Here is a 20,398-nt window from a genome sequence, read left to right as displayed (position 1 = left end):
CGTTCGCTAGGCTGTGACGCTCGTTGCAGCGAAGCTCGCCACAGGACACTCTTTCGACTGCTCGAGAAGCGGGGAGGACGATGAAACTGCTGAACCCACGTGGGTTCGGACTGATGTGCGCGACCTTGGCGGTCGGCACCGGACTGGTGGTGGCAGGATGCTCTACCGCTGTCCACGGTACCGCGACGGTGAACCAGGCGGACGCGGCCGCGTTCCGCACCGAGATGGCGTCGTCCTCGGCCGCGGCCACCTCGTCGAAAAAGGCTGCCGCGCAGACGAAAGCCGTCGCCGACAACTGCACACCGTTCCGTGAGACCACCGGCGCCGCGGTGACGAAGTACAACGACTTCGTCGACGCGCACGATGCGAACGCCCCCGACCAGGACGCCAAGCGCGATGCCGCCGCCCAGACCCTCGAGGACGCCGCGCGGACGGTGGAGGGACGGGTCACCGCCGCCGGCGACGCGTTACCCGCGGATCTCGCGCAGAAGTTCACCGACTATGTGAACGCCGCCCGCGGACTGGCCGGCGAATCCCGCAAGATGACCTACACCGCACCCGTCGGCACGCTCAACGACGCCAGTAAGCGAGTCAACGACGCGCTGAACGCGGTGCGTACCGCATGCCCGGCGCGATAGCCGGGAAACGGATGTCCCGGGGCCGCTCAGGGCGTTGCGAACCGCCTCTGCACGCTTCGTCCCGGGGCATGCATCCGCGACATTTCGGAGGTTATTTGAGCGGATCGGCTTGCGTTGCGGCCGATAACCATGTTCGCTTGCAACTATCTGTTGTCGGGAGTTGAGGAGGACACCACCGTGGTCGCCGCGGCGGACGCGCAGAACTACGCTCAGAAGCTTGGCATTGCCCACGGCATGGCGGTTCAGGAGTTGGGCTGGGACGAGGACACCGCAGACGAGTTGAGGGCGTCTGTCGAGGATGCCATCGGCTCCGAACTACTCGACGAGGACACCGACGAGGTGATCGACGTCGTACTGCTGTGGTGGCGCGACGGAGACGGCGACCTGGTCGACGAACTGATGGATGCCATCGGTCCGCTCGCCGAGGACGGTGTCGTGTGGGTGCTCACCCCCAAGACCGGCCGGCCCGGGCATGTCGATCCCAGCGAGATCGCCGAATCCGCCCCCACCGCGGGGTTGACGTCGACCACACCGGTCAGCCTCGGCACCTGGACCGGCACCAAGCTGATGCAGCCCAAGACGCCCTCGAAGCAGCGCTGACCCACCGCGTGACTATTGTTTCGCACGGGCGGCCGCCGAGTACCGGAACAGCCCGCCGTCGAAGACAGGAGGACTGCGCATGCCGCTCGAAGTGGGTACGGCCGCACCGGATTTCACGCTGAAGGATCAGAACAACCAGGATGTGAGCCTCGCCGATTACCGGGGCCACAAGAACGTCCTGATCGTGTTCTACCCATTGGCGTTCACCGGCATCTGCCAGGGTGAGCTGTGCAAGGTGCGCGACGAACTGCCCAAGTTCCAGAACGACAACGCCGAGATCCTCGCCATCTCCGTCGGACCCCCGCCCACCCACAAGATCTGGGCGGCCGAGCAGGGCTACACCTTCCCGCTGCTGTCGGACTTCTGGCCGCACGGCGCCGTCACCCAGGCCTACGGTGTCTTCAACGACAAAACCGGCTTCCCCAACCGCGGCACCTTCGTCGTGGACAAGGACGGAATCATCCGGTTCGCCGAAATGAACGGCCCCGGAGAGCCCCGTGACCAGGCGGCTTGGGAGAAAGCGCTCACTGCACTAGATTCATGAACCGCCGCGCACGGACCCGGACACCCGGCCCCGCGCAGCACACCATCTTCACCGCCGCCCGGCCGGTGAAGTCCGGGCGTATAGCTCAGTGGTAGAGCACTGGTTTTACACACCAGCGGTCGGGGGTTCGAACCCCTCTGCGCCCATTACCGGCCTCTGATCTGACACCTCAGGTCAGAGGCTTTTTCATGCTCTACCGGCGGTATCTCGAACGTCATCGAGCGCCTTGCTTCTCGAGGCGCGGCGATCTGGTCCGCGGTCCGGATCGAAGACTCTGGTGCGTGGCTGGAGACGATGCGGTGAGGATAGCCGCTATCCGCGAACGACGGGATGCAGAAGGCGGCACGGATCCACGGAGTGGAAGTGGTAAGTGCATCGGGCTGAATCCGTGCGGGTCCTTCAGGTTCTGCCTGCGGGGAGCATGTGAGGCCGCGTTTGTGGAGGGCGCGTCGGGCGTCGCGGAGGGGCCGGTGAGGCGGGGGGACGCGGTGTCACTCGGCAGGCCGACTGCCGAGAAATAGGTATACGCAGGGGTAGTTCTACCGTCGCGGTGGTGCCCGTCGGTGACGAGGCTGGAGTGCGTTCTGTCGGCCACGTTGCGGAGGATTCGATGTCTGCACCCAAGCTTCAAAACAGGTCTCATAGCGGCACGAGGACCTCGGAAGAGGTCTTGATGATCCGGCGATGCGCGAAATGTGACAAGTTGTATGCGCCGCTGACGGCGGGGTGTTCCTCGTGTGCGTCGGATGTCCTGGAACGGGTGCCGTCGTCGGGTGCGGGTTCGATCGTGTCCTGGCGGGTGGTGGAACGTGCCGGTGCGGGTGGTGTGCTGGCTCAGTCGACGGTCGCGATCGTCGAACTCGACGAGGGCCCGTGGGTCTACACCTCGCTGGAGGGGGAGGTGCCGTTGCTTGCGGATCGGCCGGTGCGTGTGCATTTCCAGCCGCGTTCGCGGGACGGCAGGTTTCCGGTCTTCGTGGTGTGTGCCGATCGCCGGCACCGGCAGTGCCGCCGCGAATCGGTGACTTCCTCCGGCTCCGACGGCCGAGTCCATGCGTCGCGGTGACCTGGGGTCGCGCGGTGCTACAGCCAGGCATGGGTCCGGACCTCGCTGCTGCAATGCCGGCTTCTCGAGAGAGACGGCTATCTCGATCCGCATGCGCGCTCGATAGTCGTATTCGCCATTCAGTGGGCGCCGTTCGGCGGTGCCGACTCCAGCGAGTTGCTGGTGCGTTTCGGCGTCGCCAGACGACGGTTCCTGCAGATGTTGCAGGCGGCGCTGGCTCCCGGCCGTACGGACAACAGGGAGACGAGAGGGCTGAAGCAGCATCTGCTGGCAGCACTGGACTACGCATGGAATCCCAGTCGTGACCCCGCCCTCCTGCCGGACTTTGTGAACGGCGATCGAGCTTCGTGAAGTCAGCAGCGGTCAGGTTGCCGCACCCGGAACCAGGCCCACCAGGCCTCCGTCGACGAGCAGGTCCTGGCCGGTGATGTAGGACGCCTCGTGCGAGGCGAGGAATGCCACCGCATCGGCGACGTCTTCGGCCGAGCCGATCCGTCCGGCGACGATATCGCCGGCCACAGCGCTCTGCGCGGCCGCGGGCAGTTCGGACCGCAGCGCGGGGGTGTCGATATATCCCGGGCTCACCGAGTTGACCCGAATTCCCTTGCCGCCCAATTCCGCTGCGAGCGTGCGCGCGAGATTGTGCGCGGCGGCCTTGGTCGCGGAGTACAGCGAGCCGAACGGCATGCCGCGGTGCAGTGCCCACGAGGCGTTGATCACGACAGCCGCGCCGGCGGACAGCAGCGGAATCGCCTTCTGGATCGTGAAGAAGACCCCTTTGACGTTGACGCCGACCACCCGGTCGAAGTCGGCCTCGGTCACCGCGTCGGTCGGCGGGAAGAATCCGATGCCGGCATTCACGAAGAGCACGTCCAACCTGCCGTACCTGGTCTGGATGATGTCGAACAGGGCGTCGAGAGCGGCGAGATCGGTCGTATCGGCGGCGATCGCGAGCGCCTCCGGTCCGAGTTCATCGGCCGCCGCGGCCAGTCGTGCCGGGTCGCGTCCGGTGACGATCACCCGCGCGCCCTCGTCGCGCAACCGCCGCGCGGTGGCCAGTCCCATACCGCTCGTACCGCCGGTGATCAGTGTGGTCTTGCCGTCGAATCTGTTGTGTGCCATGGCGAAAAGCCTGCCGAGGATCGCCCGGGACAGCCAGTGCGAGGTCAACGTGGGATCACGACCACCAGGCTATGCGGGTGCGGCCGACCGTTCCGGCGTCAGCAGGCCCAGGCGCTGCTCGGTCTCGGTGCCCGGCCGCGGGTTGTACAGCACCAGATGCAGATCGGGATGGTCCGCGACGATCAGCGTGGTGGTGTCGAAGTACAGGTCGCCCGCGTCCGGATGGCGCACCGCGTGTACCGCCTGCGTCGGGGCGCCCACGTCGTGCCGTGCCCACAATTCGGCGAATTCGGTACTGATCGTGGAGAGTTCGGTGATCACCCGGTCGAATTCGGGATCGCCCTGCGCCGCATCGGCACGATAGGCGGCGACGACCGCCGGTGCGGCGGCGGTCCAGTGCAGATGCATCTCCCGGTAGCTCGCGTTGGTGAAAAACGAGACGAGGCAGTTGTAGTCGTCGCAGTCGTAGCCGAAGGCCGTGCGCGCCCCGTCGTTGACGGCCAGGATGTTCCAGTAGCGGTCACGCAGCACCGCGGGCCGGGGCGCCCATACCGTCAGCAGATGCCGCAGTTCCTCGGTGACCCGCGCGTCCCGATTCCCCACGGCCCGAGGCGGATTCATCCCTGACAGTACATACAGGTGGGCCCGCTCCCATTCGGTCAATCGCAGTGCGATCGCGACCGCGTCGAGCACGTCGGCCGACACCTTGATATCGCGCCCCTGCTCGAGCCAGGTGTACCAGGACACGCCGACCCCGGCGAGCTGCGCGACCTCCTCACGCCGCAGTCCCGGTGTGCGGCGCCGCCCGGCCGGCGCGAGCCCGACCTCGGCGGGGGTGAGCCGCTCTCGGCGACTGCGGAGGAATTCGCGCAGCTGTTCCCTACGCCGGTGCGCGTCGTTGGTCATGAGAAACAGTAACAACGCACTCCGACTCGGCGGCGGCCCCGCAGTGCACATGTCGACGTTTCGCATTATCCGAAGACATACGCGCCGCGGAGCTGACGACGACGTCCGGGAAATGTGCTGTGCCGCAACAGCGTCTGTCGCCACGCGAGCGGCGACCGGCCTGTCCCTCCCCGCGGCTAACGGCCTACCACAGCCAGCCGTGGAAACCGTCGTAGTTACCCCAGCCGAACCAGCACTGCGGATACAGCCAGTTGAAGCCCCAATTGCAGGGATTTCCGTACCAGCCGGTGTCGTGGGCCACCTGAACCGCCGGTGCTCCGGCCGGCTGTTCCGCCAGAGCCGGCGCGGCAGGCAGTATCGGCGCGACCGCGATGGCGGTCACCATGAGCACTCGCGCCGCGGTTCGATGCATTGTCCCCATCATGTCGATCACTCTCCGTATAGCGCGCTGCGCGCACGCGATCCACAGGATTCTCGTGCCCCGACTCGTTACGTGGACCGTCCCTTCGATTGAACGCCGTTCCCGCGGCCGACTCAACGGTTCGAACGCATGTCAGATCATTTTCCGGAACTCTCGGGGCCCGCGAACATCGTCGTGACGCTAGGTCACGATCCGCAGCGGGTGCTCGATCAGGTCCTTCAGTTGGGCGAGGAATTGCGCGGCGACGGCTCCGTCGATAGCGCGGTGGTCGGCGGACATGGTGACGCGCAGGACCTTTCGGCTCACGACCGCGTCACCGTCGAGTCGCAGTCCGTCGGTGGCGGCGCCGATCGCGAGTATGGCGGCCTCGGGCGGATTGATGACGGCGGTGAAATGCTCGATGCCGTACATGCCGAGATTGGAGAGGGTGAAGGTGCCGCCGGTCATCTCCTCGGCGCGGAGTTTGCGGTCGCGTGCGCGTTCGGCCTTGTCTCGGCTTTCGGCGGCGATGGCCGACACCGTTTTGCGGTCGGCGTCGCGGATGACCGGGACGAGCAGGCCGGCGGGGGTGGCGACGGCGACGCCGAGGTGAATACCGTGGTGGCGGCGCAGGGTGTCACCGGCGAAGGAGACGTTGACCGCGGGGTTGGCGCGCAGTGCCGTGGCGACGGCTTTGACGAGCAGATCGTTGACGCTGACCTTCCCGGTTCCGGTGTCGGCGAGTGTCTCGTTGATCCGGACGCGGAAGGCGAGGAGTTCGGTGACGTCGATGGCGCTGGTCAGGTAGATGTGCGGTGCCTGCTGTTTGCTCTCGGTCAGGCGAGTGGCGGACACGCGCTGGATGGTGGTCAGCGGTATTTCGTCGTAGTCGGCGGTTGCCGGGGCGCCCGGTTCCGTATGTTCCGGCGCGGCGGTCGTTTGCGCGATGTCGGAAGTGCTTGCCGCATGGGCGTTTTCGACGTCGAGTCGGGTGATGCGGCCGCCGGGGCCGGTTCCGGTGACGGTCGTGATGTCGACACCGAGTTCCTGCGCGATCTTGCGCGCCAACGGCGAGGATTTGCGACGGACGGCGTCTGAAGCGGAGGGCGCAGCGGACCCTGCCGTCGCCGCGTCGGCAGGGCCGGGCTGTTGGGCGATCTGCCGTCGTGCCGATGCGATGTCGGCCGGCTCCTGCGGCTGTTCGGTGTGCTGCCGTGCCGATGCCGTCTCGGTCTGCTGAACAGTCGACGGCGGTGCGGATGGCGCAGTGGTCCCACTGCCGTCGCCGAGTATGGCGATGGGTTCGCCGATCGGCACGCGGGTTCCGGGTGCGGCGATGATGCGTTCGAGGATGCCGTCGTCGTAGGCCTCGAGTTCCATCAGGGCCTTGTCGGTTTCGATTTCGGCGAGTACCTCGCCGCGGGTGACGGTGTCGCCGACCTGTTTGAGCCAGGTGGCGACGACGCCGTCTTCCATGGTGTCGGAGAGGCGGGGCATGGTGATGTCGGACAACGATCTTTCCTCTCAGCGTCGCTTGCCCACGGCCGCAAGGGTTTCGACGGCGGCGGTGTAGAGCGATTCGACGGACGGCAGGGCCAGCTTCTCCAGCGGCTTGGCGTAGGGGAGCGGCACTTCGGCCATGGCGACGCGGCGTACGGGGGCATCGAGATAGTCGAATGCGCCCTCGGAGATCGAGGCCGCGATTTCGGCGCCGATACCGTAGGTGAGCCAGTCGTCCTCGCCGATGACCGCGCATCCGGTGCCGCGGACCGAGCGGACGAGAGTGTCGCGGTCGAGCGGGCGCAGGCTGCGCAGGTCGATCACCTCGGCGGAAATGCCCTCGGCGGCAAGCCGTTCCGCGACCTGGGTGCACACCGTGGCCATGCGCGAGTAGCCGATCAGCGTGATGTCGGTGCCTTCGCGGGTGACGGCGGCCTTACCGATCTGCGCGGGCGGAAGATCGTCCGGCACGTCGCCTTTGGTGTTGTAGAGCGACAGGTTCTCCAGAAACAGCACCGGATCGTCGTCGTCGATGGCGGCTTTGAGCAGAGCGCGGGCGTCGGCGGGAGTGCTGGGTGCGACGACTTTGAGTCCGGGCACGAACGCGTAGTACAGCTCGATGTTCTGGGAGTGGGTCGCGCCCAGTTGTTGTCCGCCGCCGCCGGGTGTGCGGATAACCATCGGCACGCTGGTCTGCCCGCCGAACATGCCGTAGATCTTGGCGGCGTGATTGACGATCTGATCCAGTGCCAGCAGTGAGAAGTTGATCGTCATGATCTCCACGACCGGGCGCAACCCCAGCATGGCGGCGCCGATGGCCGCGCCGACGAACCCTTCCTCCGCGATCGGGGTGTCGCGAACTCGCTTGTCGCCGAATTCGTTCAGCAGTCCGGCGGTGATCTTGTAGGAGCCTTCGAAGACGCCGATCTCCTCACCGATGAGGAAGATGTCGTCGTCGCGGCGCATTTCCTCGCGCAGGGTCTCGCGCAGCGCTTCGCGGTAGGTCATGACAGGCACGGGTGATCCTCAGGCGGTGAAGAGCGGGTCGGCGGGCAGGCGGCGGGAATCACCGGGCACCGGGGTGGCGTAGGTGTAGTCGAACAGACTCGACGGCTGCGGATGCGGGCTGGTGTCGGCGAACTCGACGGCGACGGCGACCTCGGCGATGATTTCCGCGTCCAGGGCGGTGGCCGAATCCTCGCTGAGCACACCGGCTTTCAGCAGCGCGCTCTTCCAGATCGCGATCGGGTCATGGGATCGCGCCGCCGTGGCCGTTTCCTCGGTGCGGTATTTCGCGGGATCGACCACCGAATGCCCTTTCAAGCGGTGGCTGACCGCCTCCAGCAGGGCCGGTTTTCCCTCCCGGCGTGCGGTGTCGATGAGCTGTTCGGCGGTATCGCGGACGGCGAGGACATCGGTGCCGTCGACGCGTTCGCCGCGCATGCGGTAGGCGGCGGCGCGTTTCCACAGATCGGGTTCGGCGGAGGACTTCTCGACGGTGGTGCCCATGCCGGTCTGGTTGTTGACCACCAGGAACACGATCGGCAGATTCCACAGCGCGGCCAGGTTCAGCGATTCGTGGAAGGCACCGATATTGGTTGTGCCCTCACCCATTTGGCAGACGACGACGTCGTCGCCGCCGCGGTAGTCGATCGCCAGTGCCGCGCCGACGGCGAGGGGGACCTGGCCGCCGACGATGGCGTAGCCGCCGAGCAGCCGGGTCTGGGTGTCGTACATGTGCATCGATCCGCCCCACCCTTTGGAGGTGCCGGTGGAGCGGCCGTACAGTTCGGCCATGACGCGGCCGGGTTCGATGCCCTTGGCGAGGGCGTAGCCGTGTTCGCGGTAGTTGGTGAACAGGTAGTCGGTGGGCCGCATCGCCGCGCCGAGACCGACGACTGTGGCCTCTTCGCCGAGGTTGAGGTGGCAGTAGCCGCCGATCTCGGCCTGCTGATAGCTCTGCGCGGTGCGCTCCTCGAATCGGCGCACGAACAGCATGTCGCGATACAGCTTCCGCAGCGTGCCGGGGTCCTCGGCCGCCACCCGGGTATCGAATGATGCTGTCTGGGAGGCGGTTCGGTCGGCGAGCAGAGATTCGCTCGATACCGTCCCGGCCGGCTCGGTGGTCGCGGCCGGTCGTTTCGGCGCGCGCCGGGTCGAGGTGCGCGTGGCCTTCTGCGGGGTTGTGGTAGTCACGGTGGTGCTCCTCAACGTGAACGCGGCGCGATGTGGATCGGCAGGCCGAGCCCGGTCAGGGCTGCCTCCATACCGATCTCGCCGAGGGTGGGGTGGGCGTGGATGGTGTCGGCGAGTTCGTCGAGCGTCGCTTCGAGCGATATCGCCAGTGCCCCTTCGGCGATCAGGTCGCTCGCGGAAGGGCCGATGATGTGCACGCCGAGCACTTCCCGATGGCGTGCCCCGGCCACGATCTTGTAGAAGCCCTGGGTCTCGCCGAGCGCTTCGGCGCGCCCGAGTGCGGCGAACGGGAATTTCGCGGTGATCACCTCGTGGCCGCCGGCGCGAGCCGCGTGCTCGGTCAGGCCGACGCTCGCGATCTCCGGATGGGTGAACGTCGCCGCGGGGATGACGGTGTAGTCGATGTGGGCGTCGTGACCGGCGATGACGTCGGCGGCAGTGAGCCCCTGATGGGAGGCCACGTGGGCCAGCAGCGCCTTGCCGGTGACATCGCCGATGGCGTAGACGTGCTCGACCGTGGTCCGCAGCCGGTCGTCGACCGGAATGAAACCTCGTGCGTCGGTGTCGATTCCGGCGTATTTCAGGTCGAGATCGGCGGTGTTCGGCCGTCGTCCCACACCGACGAGCACGACGTCGGCCGCGACCTTCCGAGTCGTCGCGCCGTTCACGCCGACCTCCAGCGCGTCGCCGGTCCGGTCGATGCCGGTGACAGTGCAGCCGGTCAGGACGGTGATGCCGCGCTCGGTGAACGAGCGGCCCAGCGCGGCGCCGATCTCGGTGTCCTCCGCGGGAACCAGCCGGTCCTGCATCTCCACGACGGTCACGTCGGCGCCGAAGGCGGCGAACAGGCCGGCCCATTCGACGCCGACCGCGCTGCCGCCGATGACGACCAGCCGACGCGGCACCTCGGTCAACCCGAACGCGCCGTCGGAGGTGATCACGCCGGGCAGGTCGGCGCCCGGCACGGGCAGGGCCGCGGGCACGGACCCGGTCGCGACGATCACATCGGTGGCCGTCACGGTTCGCGTCGGGGTGCCGGTCGGGGCGGCCGCGTAGCGCGGACCGTCCGCGAAGACCGGCGAGGGACCCGGCTCGAATACCTCGACCGTGGTCGGTCCGGTGAAACGGGCATGCCCCTCGATCACGGTGACGCCGTTGGCCCGCAGGAGCCCGGCCACGCCTCCGGTGAGTTTGCCGACGATCTCGTCTTTGCGCCGGCGGACGGCCGCGAAGTCGAACCGCACGTTCTCGGCCTGCACACCGAAATCCGCTGCTGCGCTCAGTGTTTCGAATACCTCCGCCGAGCGCAGCATGGCCTTGGTGGGGATGCAGCCCCAGTTCAGGCACACCCCGCCCGGGCGTTCCTTCTCCACCACGGCGACGTGCAGGCCGCGCTGGGCCGCGCGGATCGCCGCCACGTACCCGCCCGGCCCGCCGCCGATGATCAAGAGATCGAATTCCGGCACTTGTGGTGCTCCTCGTCCTGAATCGCGTGACCCGAATCCGGTTGCGGTGTGGGCCATCAGGTGTGGAGTCTTATCCGCGCACGGACGCCGGACAATTCCCGGCAAGCCCAGGTTTTGCGCCCGTGAATTGGGCGCTGCGCCCAATCCCGCTTGCGGCTGCGCCGCGCGAAATATTCAGTCGGTGGGGCGTTCGAGCAGGTCGCGGGCGGTGAGCGCGAGGGCGAGTTCGAATTGGTGGCGCTGGTCTTCCAGTGGACGCCCGAGCAGCGTCGCCGCACGCTGGAGCCGGTTGATGACGGTGTTGCGATGGCAGTGCAACAGTGGAGCGGCGTGGGCGGCCGAGCAGTTCTGGGCCAGCCAGACCCGCAGCGTGCGCAGCAGGATGTCGCGCTCTCTGGCGGGCAGCGCCAGAATCGGACCCAAGCACCGCTGGACCAGTCGCTGCGCCAGATCGGGCGCGCGCACCAGCACTGCCTCCGGGTAGCGATCGTCCAGGAGCGTGAGAGTGGGTTCGCGGTCTCGCGGCACGGTATCGAGTGCGAGCGTGGCGAGTGCGTGGGCGACGTCGATCTCGGCCAACCCGTCGACCGCCGGGGACAGCCCTGCGCGTCCGAGCACGAGCGGACCCAGCAGCTCCGCCACCTGCTGCGGCGAATGCTGTTCCAGTGCGACGATGCCGACCGTGTGGTCACCCCGATCGTGGCGGACCGAACGAATCCCCATGGCCGCCAACGCGCTTTCGGTGCCCAGCCGCAGCGGCTGCTCCCCGCGAGCGACGACCACCAGGTAGTCACCGCCGGCGGGAAGGTCGAGTTCGCGCGCCGCGTACGCCGCGAAGGCGGCGTCGCGGCCACGCCCGGAGAGGACATCTTCGATCAGGGCGTGACGGCGGCGCTCGTCGCGTCGGACCCGGTCGAGTTCGGCACCGCGATAGGAGGTCACCAGCGCCGAGGACATCCCGTCGACAACCGCCCACATCGCGGTCCCGATCTCACGGAAATCGGCAGGTGACATATCGCCGGCACGATCCATCAGCGCTTCCCACACGATGCGCCCGCCCAGGCGGAAGGTGCGCTGCATGGCCTCGAGCGGAACACCCTGCGCGGCGCGCTGCCGGCCGATCGCGGCGGCCACATCGTCGCGCTCGGCGCCGACACCCTTCGCCGCGAGCAACTCCAGCACCCGCGTCAGGAACCGCCGGCATCCCTCCTGCAAATCCGCTCTGCTCACCGCCGAATAGTCGGTCCACTCCGGATTGTCGGTGAACACCGCCGCCATGAGCCGGGCGGTGAGCTCGGCGATATCGCTCCCGCACGCCCTCGCCAACTCCGCTGAGTCGGGCACGGGTTCGGAGATTTCTGCGGGCGCCACGACGGCCACAGTACGTCGAGCGGGGCTGCGCAGAGAACGCCGGCGGGTCGGCACGGTGACGGTTTCGGCAGCTCGGTGTGAGGTAGCACCAGCCTTCGTGACCGCTTGGCGGTGCCCGGCGGGGGGTATATCGGCGCCATGACTGGACCTGCTCGTTTTCGGTTTCCGCGCTCCGGCCGGCGGTGAAGTGCTCGCAGTTCAGCGCCCGACTATTCTTGTCCTGCAGGGGATGTCAGGAGGCGCAGTGATTCACCACGTGCAAATTGCCTGTCCGCCCGGCGCCGAAGCCCGCATGCGGGCCTTCTTCACCGGTGTGCTCGGCTGGACGGAACTTGCCAAACCCCCGTTGCTCGCAGTCCGTGGCGGCTGTTGGTTCCTGGTTCCGGGCGTGGGCGGCCCGGACGGTGAACTCCACGTAGGTGTGGAGGAGCCCTTCCAACCCGCGCGCAAAGCCCATCCGGCCTTCGTCGTCGACGTGGACGCGACGGCGGACGCGGTCACGGCGGCCGGATATGAGGTTCGATGGGCGGATCCGGCCGAAATCCCCGGTCGTCGCCGCTTCCACACTACCGATCCGGTGGGCAATCGCCTGGAATTCCTGGCCGGCTGATTCATCGGGTCGAAGGTGGTGGCGTGTCGGGTTGGGAAGCCATCGTGGCGCCGTCTCGGCCGGCGCAACCGACCGCGCGAGAGGGACTTTCGCATTTCGGTGGTCGAGTACTTCTGAACGCGGCGGCGATTGACCGTAGTCTGATCGCCATCAGATTCGACAGGGAGGATCGAGGCGTGACCGAAAATCGGACTGACCGCGGGTGCGTTCGACTGTGACGGATGCTGCGTGCCCCTTTTGTGTCATTGTCGCTGGGGAAGACCCGTCGGCTCGTGAGATCTACCGCGATGCGAACGCCGTCGCGTTCTTCCCGCGGGAGCCGGCCACACATGGTCACACTCTGGTGGTGCCGACGAGGCATGTTCGACACGTGTGGGAACTAACCGATTCAGACCTCACATCGTTGTCGTTGGTCACGATCAAAGTAGCAGGAGCGATTCGCACCGCGGTGGCTCCTGAAGGGCTCAACATCATCCAGTCCAACGGGCATGCCGCGGCGCAGACAGTCGAACACGTGCACGTCCATGTGGTCCCCCGGTGGGAGAACGATCGGATGACCGAGTTCTGGCCTGCCGGCACCGAGGAGACCAGTGCCGATATAGCGAGTGCCGCAAGGAAGATCACCGCAGCCCTTTCCGGAGGCACCTCGACCACGTCCGCAGAGGACCGTCGGCAACATCTGGTATTCGTCCAGTCAGTCGTCGCGCGACTGGCGCAGGCGTCCTCCACGGCCAAGGCGTGGCTCCTACCTATCGTGACCGCAACGTACGGTTATGCCATCACGAAGAACGCGCCGGGGATCGCGTTGCTCGGAGTTGTCGCTGTCATGGTTTTCGCGCTCCTGGACGCCAACTACCTCAAAGAGGAACGCGCATTTCGTCAGCTATACGACGAAGTTGCCGGCGACGGCCCTGTCCCCGCGTTCTCGATGAATCCAGCAGTGGCCGGGCACAATAGACAGCGGCGCAACTACTGGCCCGACCTACGTGACTGGAAATCTTGGTCCGTCGCACCGGTCTACTTGCCGTTGGTGATGACCGGGCTTGTTATCGCAGTGCTCTATGCCTGGGTGTGGTGAGAGACAAGCGCGACCTACCGGACAGCGCGACCGGCCGTGGCGCGAGCGGTAGGCCACCGGCCGAGAAAGTGGCACGCCAAATGCTCGCCGCCCCAACAAGTTCAGCAGGTGTGGCGTAAGATGTGCCGGTAACAGTGCCGCATCGAGCAAGGGTCGGTAGGGGGTCGGGGGTGCCGGATTTCGAGTCTACGGCTGGGGGTGTTGATCGCCCGCGGAAGATCGTTATACGCGGCATCAGCCGAACTTCCGGCGGTATGCCTGAATAATTCGCTCGACGGAATCAGTGACCGGTAGGTCGCCGGTCGGTGCGGCCCAGAGGAAGGCGTCATGTTCAGACAACTCGACAGGCTCCGTCCGGTCCACGTCCACTGCGAAATTGAACTGCCGGCTCTTCTTGCCGCTGCCCGATATGTAATCGAAGTTGCCCAGGTATCCGCGAATGCCGGTGACGATCAGCCCGCTCTCCTCGCGAACTTCACGAGCAAGCGCTTCGGTCAGGCTTTCGCCTTGTTCAACTTTGCCGCTGGGCAATTCGAAAATACCGCCCATGAAGTCGTCTTCGGGACGTTTGAGAAGCAGTACGTCGGCATCACGAGGAACCACCGCGCCGACGATCAATCGTCGTATGCCCTCGGTGGCGGCCTGCGTCGTCAGAGTGTGCAGCAGTCCGTCATCGATCATCTTTTCGATACCTCATCTCGTCGAAGTGTGCCGATAACTCTACGTCAGATATCGGTTACCGGCCATTCGGGTCGAGGGTGCAAGCGCCTGTACGGATTATATTCTGTTGACTTTCTCACATTACGATGATTGCTCGCCAATGGAACAGGAAGAATCGTCAGAGAGGAAATAAATGGTCGACACGGTCACCGCGCCGCAGGTCTTTCTCAGCTACGCCGGATCGGAGCGGAGTAGGGCTATGGCGGTTCGCGCGGAACTGACCTCGCGTGGCATCGATGTGATCATGGACGATGAGTTCGAGCCCGGTCGTTCCGTCATGGTGAACATCGGAAGAGCGCTGCATCGTGCGACCGTGGTTCTTGCCCTCGTGTCCTCTCAATACCTCGACCGGCACTTTACGGAAATCGAGGTGTCGACAACTCTGGCGAATCGTGACAGCAACCTGATACCGATTGTGATCGGCGCCGACCCGGAACCCGAGACAGATGCCGGTAAAGATCTCCTCCGGGTAATCAAGGGGCGGACTTATTTTCGCCTCGAAATGACACCGAGCTCGTTCGACAAATTAGTGTCGGCTATTCGCGAAAACTATCGATATCCGGAGCGTCAACAAGCCGAGGTGCAGGTCGACAGTATAAGCTCGGCCGATTTCACCGTTGTGTACGACTGGGAGGACAGCCATCTCGTCGACACAGCGCACGAGCGATTGGTGAAATTGGGTATCGATGACGTCAAGTATTACAGTGCCGGCGTCGCCAGGTCAGCGGGTGGCGAACACGGCGCGTTAGCCGTCCTGTGGACGTCGGCGGCGCGAGAAAGCCCGGAAATAGCTCAGGTGCTGCGAAATGCGGTGACCCGGGGCCGGTCGGTGATCTATTTGACGTTGGCGAACGGGCATCCGCCACCGGCGGGGGCGCGGGTACTCGAACTGAACGGTGCGGTGACGAGCGGGCCGGCGCGGCACCGTAGACCTCAGCATCGTCAACCGAGACGGCGGTTCGACGCCGCCGTCGACACCGACCTGACCGAACGTTCCCTCAGGCTGAACGACGGTACTCCGTTTCACCTGCTCGCTGACAAATTCTGCCTCGATCGGGCGGCGGCCAGGGCGGCCGAAGAGGCATACCGATTCGCGGTCTATGAAATGCCGCCGATGCATGAACATCGCCTTGCTACGGTCCTGGCCTATGCGGCCGTCCGGCGTTTCGTGGGTGACTGGACAACGGCGCTCGAAGTGCTCACCGCGGAACCGCTGACCGAAATGATCGGCCAAGAGACCTCCGCTACGTTGGCGATCAGCTTGGATCTGTTGTCACTGGAGTTCGAACTCGGTCGAGTCTATGGAGCTGTCGGGCGAGGCGAAACGATTCTGGCGAAATGCCTGGCAGCCTCCGATTGGCCGATGATCATCTGTACTCATCGGCTCTTGGGGATGATTCACAAAGAACAGGGACGGTATTCCTCGGCGCGGGAGCATCTCCAGCGCGCGGCCCACTATTCCGAAGACTTGCGAGATACGGCACTGCTGAAGTCTCGGATACCGTCGTCCGGTGCGCGCAGGATGCTGCATGCGGACTGTCTGCGCGAGCTCGCCACTCTGGAGCGGCGAGCAGGAAACCTTGATTCCGCGCAGCGAGTGCTCAATCGCGCGCTGGACGAGACCCGTCCTGTGAATATGCGGTCCGCAGGGTACCTCACAAGCGTAATCGAGTACCAATTGGCTCGCGTAAATTACGCGATCGATCATGACTACGAATCTGCGAAGGATATTCTTCAATCCAGCTATAGAAAGCTACAACAATACGACAATCCGATTCGATTGGCGGGTGTTCTCGAATCGATTGTGCGACTCGAAATGGATTTCTCCAGTCACAGTGATACGCAGGTGGGCATGCTGCGCCCGACTCTGCGGAAAGTGCTTCGTGTCGGGGAGCGGCGTGGGCACGACTATATGATTGCCCGGGTTACTGCAGGGATGGGAGATCTGGAGTATTCTCTCGGAAATTCTCCTGAGGCGATGGACCGCTACGAGTTCGCCCAGCGCGAGTTCAACCGGCTCGGCAAGGTGCCGGAAGCTGCCAATTCCGCCCGCCTCGTCGCCCGCTGTCTCGCGCATATCGGCGATCTCGACGGAGCGATGCGGCTACTCAATGAAACGCTGGGCTCCCTAGGTGACAACGACCATAAGGTAGCCCAGGCGGCAATTCGTGCCGAGATGGCGCACCTCACTCACAATATGGTCCTGCCGAATCAAATAGATGATGACATCGAGATGACCGGAGTCGGTGAATTCTCCGTACATAACTGGATCGCTCACGGCCTCATCAGCCGTCACCGGATGAATTCCGACAACATCGTGTTGAGCGTTGGTGATGATGCCGCCATATTGCGGGTGAGTCCTACCGAAGACTTTGCAGTCTCGACCGACTCTGTTCCGCCCGCCCTGCTGCGTACCAGCGATCTGGAATCGGCTCACTACGCTGCCCGATTCGCCGTCGTCAGCTCGCTTTCCGACATCATTGCGATGGGCGGAGAGCCGCTCGGAATTCTGCTCAATCTGCACCTTCAGCGCACCACCGCAGCGTCGTGGACCCGCGCTCTCCTCCAAGCGGTCGCCACGGAAGCCGCGAAGTTCGGTGCCGCGGTGATCGGCGGCGACCTCAAAGAACGTCCGGGCGACAGTCTCACCACCACCGTGGTCGGCAAGATTCCGCGTGGGGGAGCCCTGCGCCGCTCCGGCGCGCGAGTGGGTGACGCAGTGGTTCTCACCCTTTCCGCCGGTGCGGACGGAGTAGTAAACGGGTTGGGCACCAGATGGGCGCACGAGTTGCTTCCTCATCTCTCCGAGCGGATGAAGGCAGCGACCAGGCCGCTTGTCGATCGCAACGCGAAATTCAACGACCTCGGTCTGGCCGTCGATATCATGCGCCAGATCGCGAATCGAAATATCGCGACGGCCGCCATCGACACCAGCGACGGTCTGCTGGCGTGTGCTCAGCTCGTCGGTGAGGCGTCCGGCGTCGGGTTGGAGATCGACGTGAGCAGGCTGGATCGCTTGATCAACGATGATGTCCGTCGGCTGGCTGCCGAACTCGGCATCGCCCCTTTTCTGTTCGCGATGAATGCCGGCCACGATTGGGAAGTACTGGTAACGGTGCAACCCGAGAAGACGGCAGAATTCGAAGCGCTCGCCGCTCCGAAATCCGCCGGCGAGTATCCGTCGGCCGCAGTGATCGGTCGAGTAGTTTCCCGAGGAGAATGGTCACATGACGGAATTCGCCTCATCGCGAACGACGGCGGCGCTCACATTCTTCCGTTCTTCACGGACGAGAAGTTCGTCGCACATCCCTACGAACTTCGTGCTCGCGACTGGCTTGAATTTGCTCGGGATGCAACGCGCCAGATCATGAACAAGTCTGCGGGCAGTGCAGAGCGATGAACATCGGTGTCCTCCTCGTCGGCGCAGGAAAACGGGGCTTGGGTACGTACTATCCGGCGATGGCGGCTACGCATGACATGGCAGTCGTAGCGATTGTGGAGGAGCGGCACAGGGCATGGAGTCTGCAACGCAGCGCCTTGGACGTACCGGTATTCGAGGATCTTGCAGATGCAGTTCGGGTCGTACGCCCAGATCTAGCGGTGGTCGCTACTCCGCACGACACGCACATGCCGATCGGAATAGCCCTGCTGCGCGCGGGGGTTCCTACGCTGATCGAGAAGCCATTGGTGATCAAAGCGACGGATCTGGCGTTGCTACGTCGTGCGGCAACCGATTTCGAGACGCCCTTGGCGCCGTTGTTGTCGATGCGGAACACTGAGTTCGGGGTGGCGATAGTGGACGCCTTCGGCGCGCAGCACGGTCCCGCAGAATTTGTGATCGACGTCAAAGTTCCGTTCGATCCCGGGGTGCACGGGTGGCGCACGGACCGGAGTCGCAGCGGTGGTGGAGTTTTGATCGACCTCGGTTACCACTATCTTGATCTGATCAACGTATGTCTGGGTACGCCCACCATCGCCCATGCGTTGCTCGATTCGCGCTGTGCGGGGTCACGGGCGTGCGAGCGAGAGGCGCGCGTTTTACTGGAGTACGCATCGGCAGGAATACGTGTCCAACTGCTTCTGGGTGCGTGGTCGAAGCGGGAGTCCAGAAGGCGATTACTGGTCCGGGATGGTGCCGACGCCGACACTGGTCGTTGGAGCTCCGTACCGGTGGTGCCGGAGCGAGCATCTGTGCATGCTGTGAGTGATCCGGTACTCGTGCAGATCCGAGACCTCGTAGAAGCGGGCTTCCTGAAGGGCCAGGGGAACTGGCGCGCTGCATTGCATGAACAGGAATCGGTGCTCGCCCTCATCGAGTCTCTCTACCGCCATTCCGACTCGGCGAGCGAGGTACCTTGCTATGACAGGTGATTCGAGTCGGCTAGCGATTCACGGTGGTTTACCGCTGGCGCCTTCTCCGATCCGGTTTCAGTGGCCTGTCATGACGGACCGCATCGCATCGGCTGTCGCAACGCAGTTGCGCGAGGCTACCTCGCTGTACGACCGGAGTGGCATTGTCGGTCGTTTCGAGGATGCCTTTGCAGGCTACTCGTCGCAGACGAGAACGCTCGCTGTGTGTTCCGGCACGGCGGCGTTGCATTCGTTGTACTACGGTTCTCGGCTCGGTGCTGGTGACGAGGTCATCTGCTCCGACTACGGGTTTTTTGCCACCATCACTCCATTGCTGCACCTGGGGGTGCGCTTGGTGCTGGTCGACTCGACTGCAAACGGCACCATCGATGTGGCGCAGATCGAAAGCGCGTGTACCGTCCGGACCAAGGCCGTTGTGGCTACGCACATGTGGGGTCAGCCGGCCGACGTAGTGACTCTGCGCCGAATTTGCGACGACCGCGGGCTGTTGTTGTTCGAGGACTGTTCACACGCCTACGACAGCAGGATCGGTGAGCGAGTGGTTGGTTCTTTCGGAGACGGTGCCGCGTGGAGCATGCAGGCGAAGAAGACCTTGTGCGCGGGCGAAGGTGGTGTGCTGGCAACGAATAACGAGGACATCTTCGAACGCGCGTTGTTGCTCGGCCATTTCAACCAGCGCGCTCTGCGGGACATCCGGCCGGACTCCGGCAATGCCAGGTATGCATTCACAGGTACCGGTCTGAAGTACCGTGCGCATCCACTGGCTTTGGCGATGGCGCTCGCGCAGTTGGATGACCTTGCTGCGCTCGTGGATGGCAGACAGGAACCGGCCGATATGATCTGTGCCGCTTTGAACGAATTGCCGGGAGTGCGCCTCCTCAGCAGATCGACCGGCTCGACGAGGCACTCGTACTACAGTCTGGTGGCCTTGTTCGACCCGGCGGAATGTGGTTATGCACGCGAACAGTTCGTGGCTGCGCTCCGTGCGGAGAACATCCGGATTGCAGATGTTCCCCTTCAGATGCGTTCGATGCATCATTACCCGCTGGTCCAGGATGCAGGGTTCGGGCAGAACGGATATGGCTTTTCGAACTCGCTACGAATCACCGGCCAGGCGCTAAAATTCTTCATCCCTTCGGTCGTGTCCGAGGATTCGGTTCTGGAGAAGACTGCGATCTGCGCCGAGGCTATTCGCAAGGTGGGACGCGGCTTGGCCGCTGGTCGAGCGTAGACGCAGGCGATCTATCGTTCTGAGTGTGGTCGGTCGGAAGTGATCGCCGTGCTGTGGTCGCGGAGAGCGCTGACGATCGCGGTCAGGACCCGATGCGTGGCCTGCAGGTCGGAGTCGGGGAGGTCGGCGAGTGCGGTTCTCGTTCGCATGCCGATGGGGGTGAAGAAGCCCGCGGCCACGGTCATGCCGTGGTCGCTGTAGTGCAGTAGCACGCGACGTTTGTCGGTGTCGTCGGCTTCGCGTTCGATATGACCCGACTCGATCATGCGCTCGATCAGGTAGGTGATCGCGCCGGGGGAGACGCCCAGCAGCGCCCCGAGTCGTCCGGCGGTGAGGGGCGTTCCTTCCGCGTCGGCGGTGGCGATATGCATGAGGGCGCGGAAGTCGTTGGGGCGCAGATCGTTCGAATGGGCGAAGAGGTGCGAGATCTGATCCGAGACGGCGCTGAGTGCGCGGATGTCGCGGGCGATCGCCGTCTCGAGTTCGTCGCGATCGGTGGGCGCCGCGTCGGTCGAGCGCTCGGGCACCTCTGTCTCCCTTCTCCTGCCGGTGTGCGTGCACACAGGGTAATCGGACGAG

General features: G+C 64.8%; 19 protein-coding genes and 1 tRNA gene. 10 read left to right on the top strand and 10 right to left on the bottom strand.

Going from position 1 to position 20,398, the window contains the following annotated elements; all coding sequences use genetic code 11:
• Positions 1–80 precede the first annotated feature (80 nt).
• From NK1_RS16160 to NK1_RS16140, 5 genes are all read left to right on the top strand, one after another.
• Positions 81–638 (top strand): Rv2240c family protein, encoded by a 558-nt coding sequence (locus NK1_RS16160; protein WP_036499805.1) that lies wholly within the window; start codon positions 81–83, stop codon positions 636–638.
• 177 nt (positions 639–815) lie between these two features.
• Complete coding sequence (locus NK1_RS16155; RefSeq protein ID WP_062999944.1) at positions 816–1,238, top strand: DUF3052 domain-containing protein; 423 nt, start codon at positions 816–818, stop codon at positions 1,236–1,238.
• A 79-nt stretch (positions 1,239–1,317) separates the two neighbouring features.
• Positions 1,318–1,782 carry a peroxiredoxin gene (locus NK1_RS16150; protein ID WP_062999484.1) on the top strand — a complete coding sequence of 155 codons (465 nt, stop codon included), beginning with the start codon at positions 1,318–1,320 and terminating at the stop codon, positions 1,780–1,782.
• 74 nt (positions 1,783–1,856) lie between these two features.
• A tRNA-Val gene (locus tag NK1_RS16145) sits at positions 1,857–1,928 on the top strand.
• A 464-nt stretch (positions 1,929–2,392) separates the two neighbouring features.
• On the top strand, positions 2,393–2,848 hold the full coding sequence (locus NK1_RS16140) for a Zn-ribbon domain-containing OB-fold protein (RefSeq protein ID WP_084461036.1): 456 nt from the start codon (positions 2,393–2,395) through the stop codon (positions 2,846–2,848).
• 363 nt (positions 2,849–3,211) lie between these two features.
• On the opposite strand, the gene NK1_RS16135 is transcribed toward NK1_RS16140, so the two are convergent.
• The 8 genes from NK1_RS16135 to NK1_RS16100 all read right to left on the bottom strand — a co-directional run bounded on the left by NK1_RS16135 (position 3,212) and on the right by NK1_RS16100 (position 11,809).
• On the bottom strand, positions 3,212–3,970 hold the full coding sequence (locus NK1_RS16135; protein ID WP_063009510.1) for a glucose 1-dehydrogenase: 759 nt from the start codon (positions 3,968–3,970) through the stop codon (positions 3,212–3,214).
• A gap of 69 nt (positions 3,971–4,039) precedes the next feature.
• Positions 4,040–4,876 (bottom strand): helix-turn-helix transcriptional regulator, encoded by an 837-nt coding sequence (locus tag NK1_RS16130; RefSeq protein ID WP_063009508.1) that lies wholly within the window; start codon positions 4,874–4,876, stop codon positions 4,040–4,042.
• Between the two features lie 184 nt (positions 4,877–5,060).
• Entirely contained in the window at positions 5,061–5,288 is a 228-nt protein-coding gene (locus tag NK1_RS16125; RefSeq protein WP_063009506.1) for a hypothetical protein, read from the bottom strand.
• Between the two features lie 189 nt (positions 5,289–5,477).
• Positions 5,478–6,788, bottom strand: coding sequence for a dihydrolipoamide acetyltransferase family protein (locus NK1_RS16120; RefSeq protein WP_174552726.1), 1,311 nt, complete (start codon positions 6,786–6,788; stop codon positions 5,478–5,480).
• 12 nt (positions 6,789–6,800) lie between these two features.
• Entirely contained in the window at positions 6,801–7,784 is a 984-nt protein-coding gene (locus tag NK1_RS16115; protein ID WP_218023127.1) for an alpha-ketoacid dehydrogenase subunit beta, read from the bottom strand.
• A gap of 18 nt (positions 7,785–7,802) precedes the next feature.
• Positions 7,803–8,972: a pyruvate dehydrogenase (acetyl-transferring) E1 component subunit alpha gene (pdhA, locus tag NK1_RS16110; protein WP_084461034.1), complete on the bottom strand. Its 1,170-nt coding sequence runs from the start codon at positions 8,970–8,972 to the stop codon at positions 7,803–7,805.
• Between the two features lie 11 nt (positions 8,973–8,983).
• On the bottom strand, positions 8,984–10,438 hold the full coding sequence (gene lpdA / locus NK1_RS16105; protein ID WP_063009500.1) for a dihydrolipoyl dehydrogenase: 1,455 nt from the start codon (positions 10,436–10,438) through the stop codon (positions 8,984–8,986).
• Between the two features lie 174 nt (positions 10,439–10,612).
• Positions 10,613–11,809, bottom strand: coding sequence for a PucR family transcriptional regulator (locus tag NK1_RS16100; RefSeq protein WP_063009546.1), 1,197 nt, complete (start codon positions 11,807–11,809; stop codon positions 10,613–10,615).
• 256 nt (positions 11,810–12,065) lie between these two features.
• Here NK1_RS16100 and NK1_RS16095 point away from each other — a divergent pair, with 256 nt between their 5' ends.
• On the top strand, positions 12,066–12,419 hold the full coding sequence (locus NK1_RS16095) for a VOC family protein (protein WP_245660567.1): 354 nt from the start codon (positions 12,066–12,068) through the stop codon (positions 12,417–12,419).
• Between the two features lie 202 nt (positions 12,420–12,621).
• Positions 12,622–13,497, top strand: a complete 876-nt coding sequence (locus NK1_RS33265; RefSeq protein ID WP_063906018.1) for an HIT family protein — start codon at positions 12,622–12,624, stop codon at positions 13,495–13,497.
• A 234-nt stretch (positions 13,498–13,731) separates the two neighbouring features.
• Here the strand turns inward: NK1_RS33265 and NK1_RS16085 are convergent, their stop codons facing one another.
• The gene (locus NK1_RS16085; protein WP_063009497.1) at positions 13,732–14,178 is read right to left on the bottom strand and encodes an NUDIX hydrolase; all 447 of its coding nucleotides are present in this window, start codon (positions 14,176–14,178) and stop codon (positions 13,732–13,734) included.
• A 172-nt stretch (positions 14,179–14,350) separates the two neighbouring features.
• Here NK1_RS16085 and NK1_RS16080 point away from each other — a divergent pair, with 172 nt between their 5' ends.
• The 3 genes from NK1_RS16080 (at position 14,351) to NK1_RS16070 (ending at position 19,819) form a co-directional block, all read left to right on the top strand.
• Complete coding sequence (locus NK1_RS16080; protein ID WP_084461030.1) at positions 14,351–17,617, top strand: AIR synthase related protein; 3,267 nt, start codon at positions 14,351–14,353, stop codon at positions 17,615–17,617.
• Positions 17,614–18,588 carry a Gfo/Idh/MocA family protein gene (locus NK1_RS16075; RefSeq protein ID WP_084461028.1) on the top strand — a complete coding sequence of 325 codons (975 nt, stop codon included), beginning with the start codon at positions 17,614–17,616 and terminating at the stop codon, positions 18,586–18,588. Before NK1_RS16080 ends, NK1_RS16075 begins: the two co-directional genes overlap by 4 nt.
• A 70-nt stretch (positions 18,589–18,658) precedes the next feature.
• Positions 18,659–19,819 carry a DegT/DnrJ/EryC1/StrS family aminotransferase gene (locus NK1_RS16070; RefSeq protein ID WP_063009491.1) on the top strand — a complete coding sequence of 387 codons (1,161 nt, stop codon included), beginning with the start codon at positions 18,659–18,661 and terminating at the stop codon, positions 19,817–19,819.
• Positions 19,820–19,830: 11 nt separating this feature from the next.
• On the opposite strand, the gene NK1_RS16065 is transcribed toward NK1_RS16070, so the two are convergent.
• Positions 19,831–20,346, bottom strand: a complete 516-nt coding sequence (locus tag NK1_RS16065) for a MarR family winged helix-turn-helix transcriptional regulator (protein WP_063009489.1) — start codon at positions 20,344–20,346, stop codon at positions 19,831–19,833.
• Positions 20,347–20,398: the final 52 nt, after the last annotated feature.

Source organism: Nocardia kruczakiae NBRC 101016 (assembly GCF_001612965.1).
GTDB classification, from domain to species: domain Bacteria; phylum Actinomycetota; class Actinomycetes; order Mycobacteriales; family Mycobacteriaceae; genus Nocardia; species Nocardia kruczakiae.
Note: the sequence above shows the minus strand (reverse complement) of the source record. Positions and strands in the feature narration are given on the sequence as shown.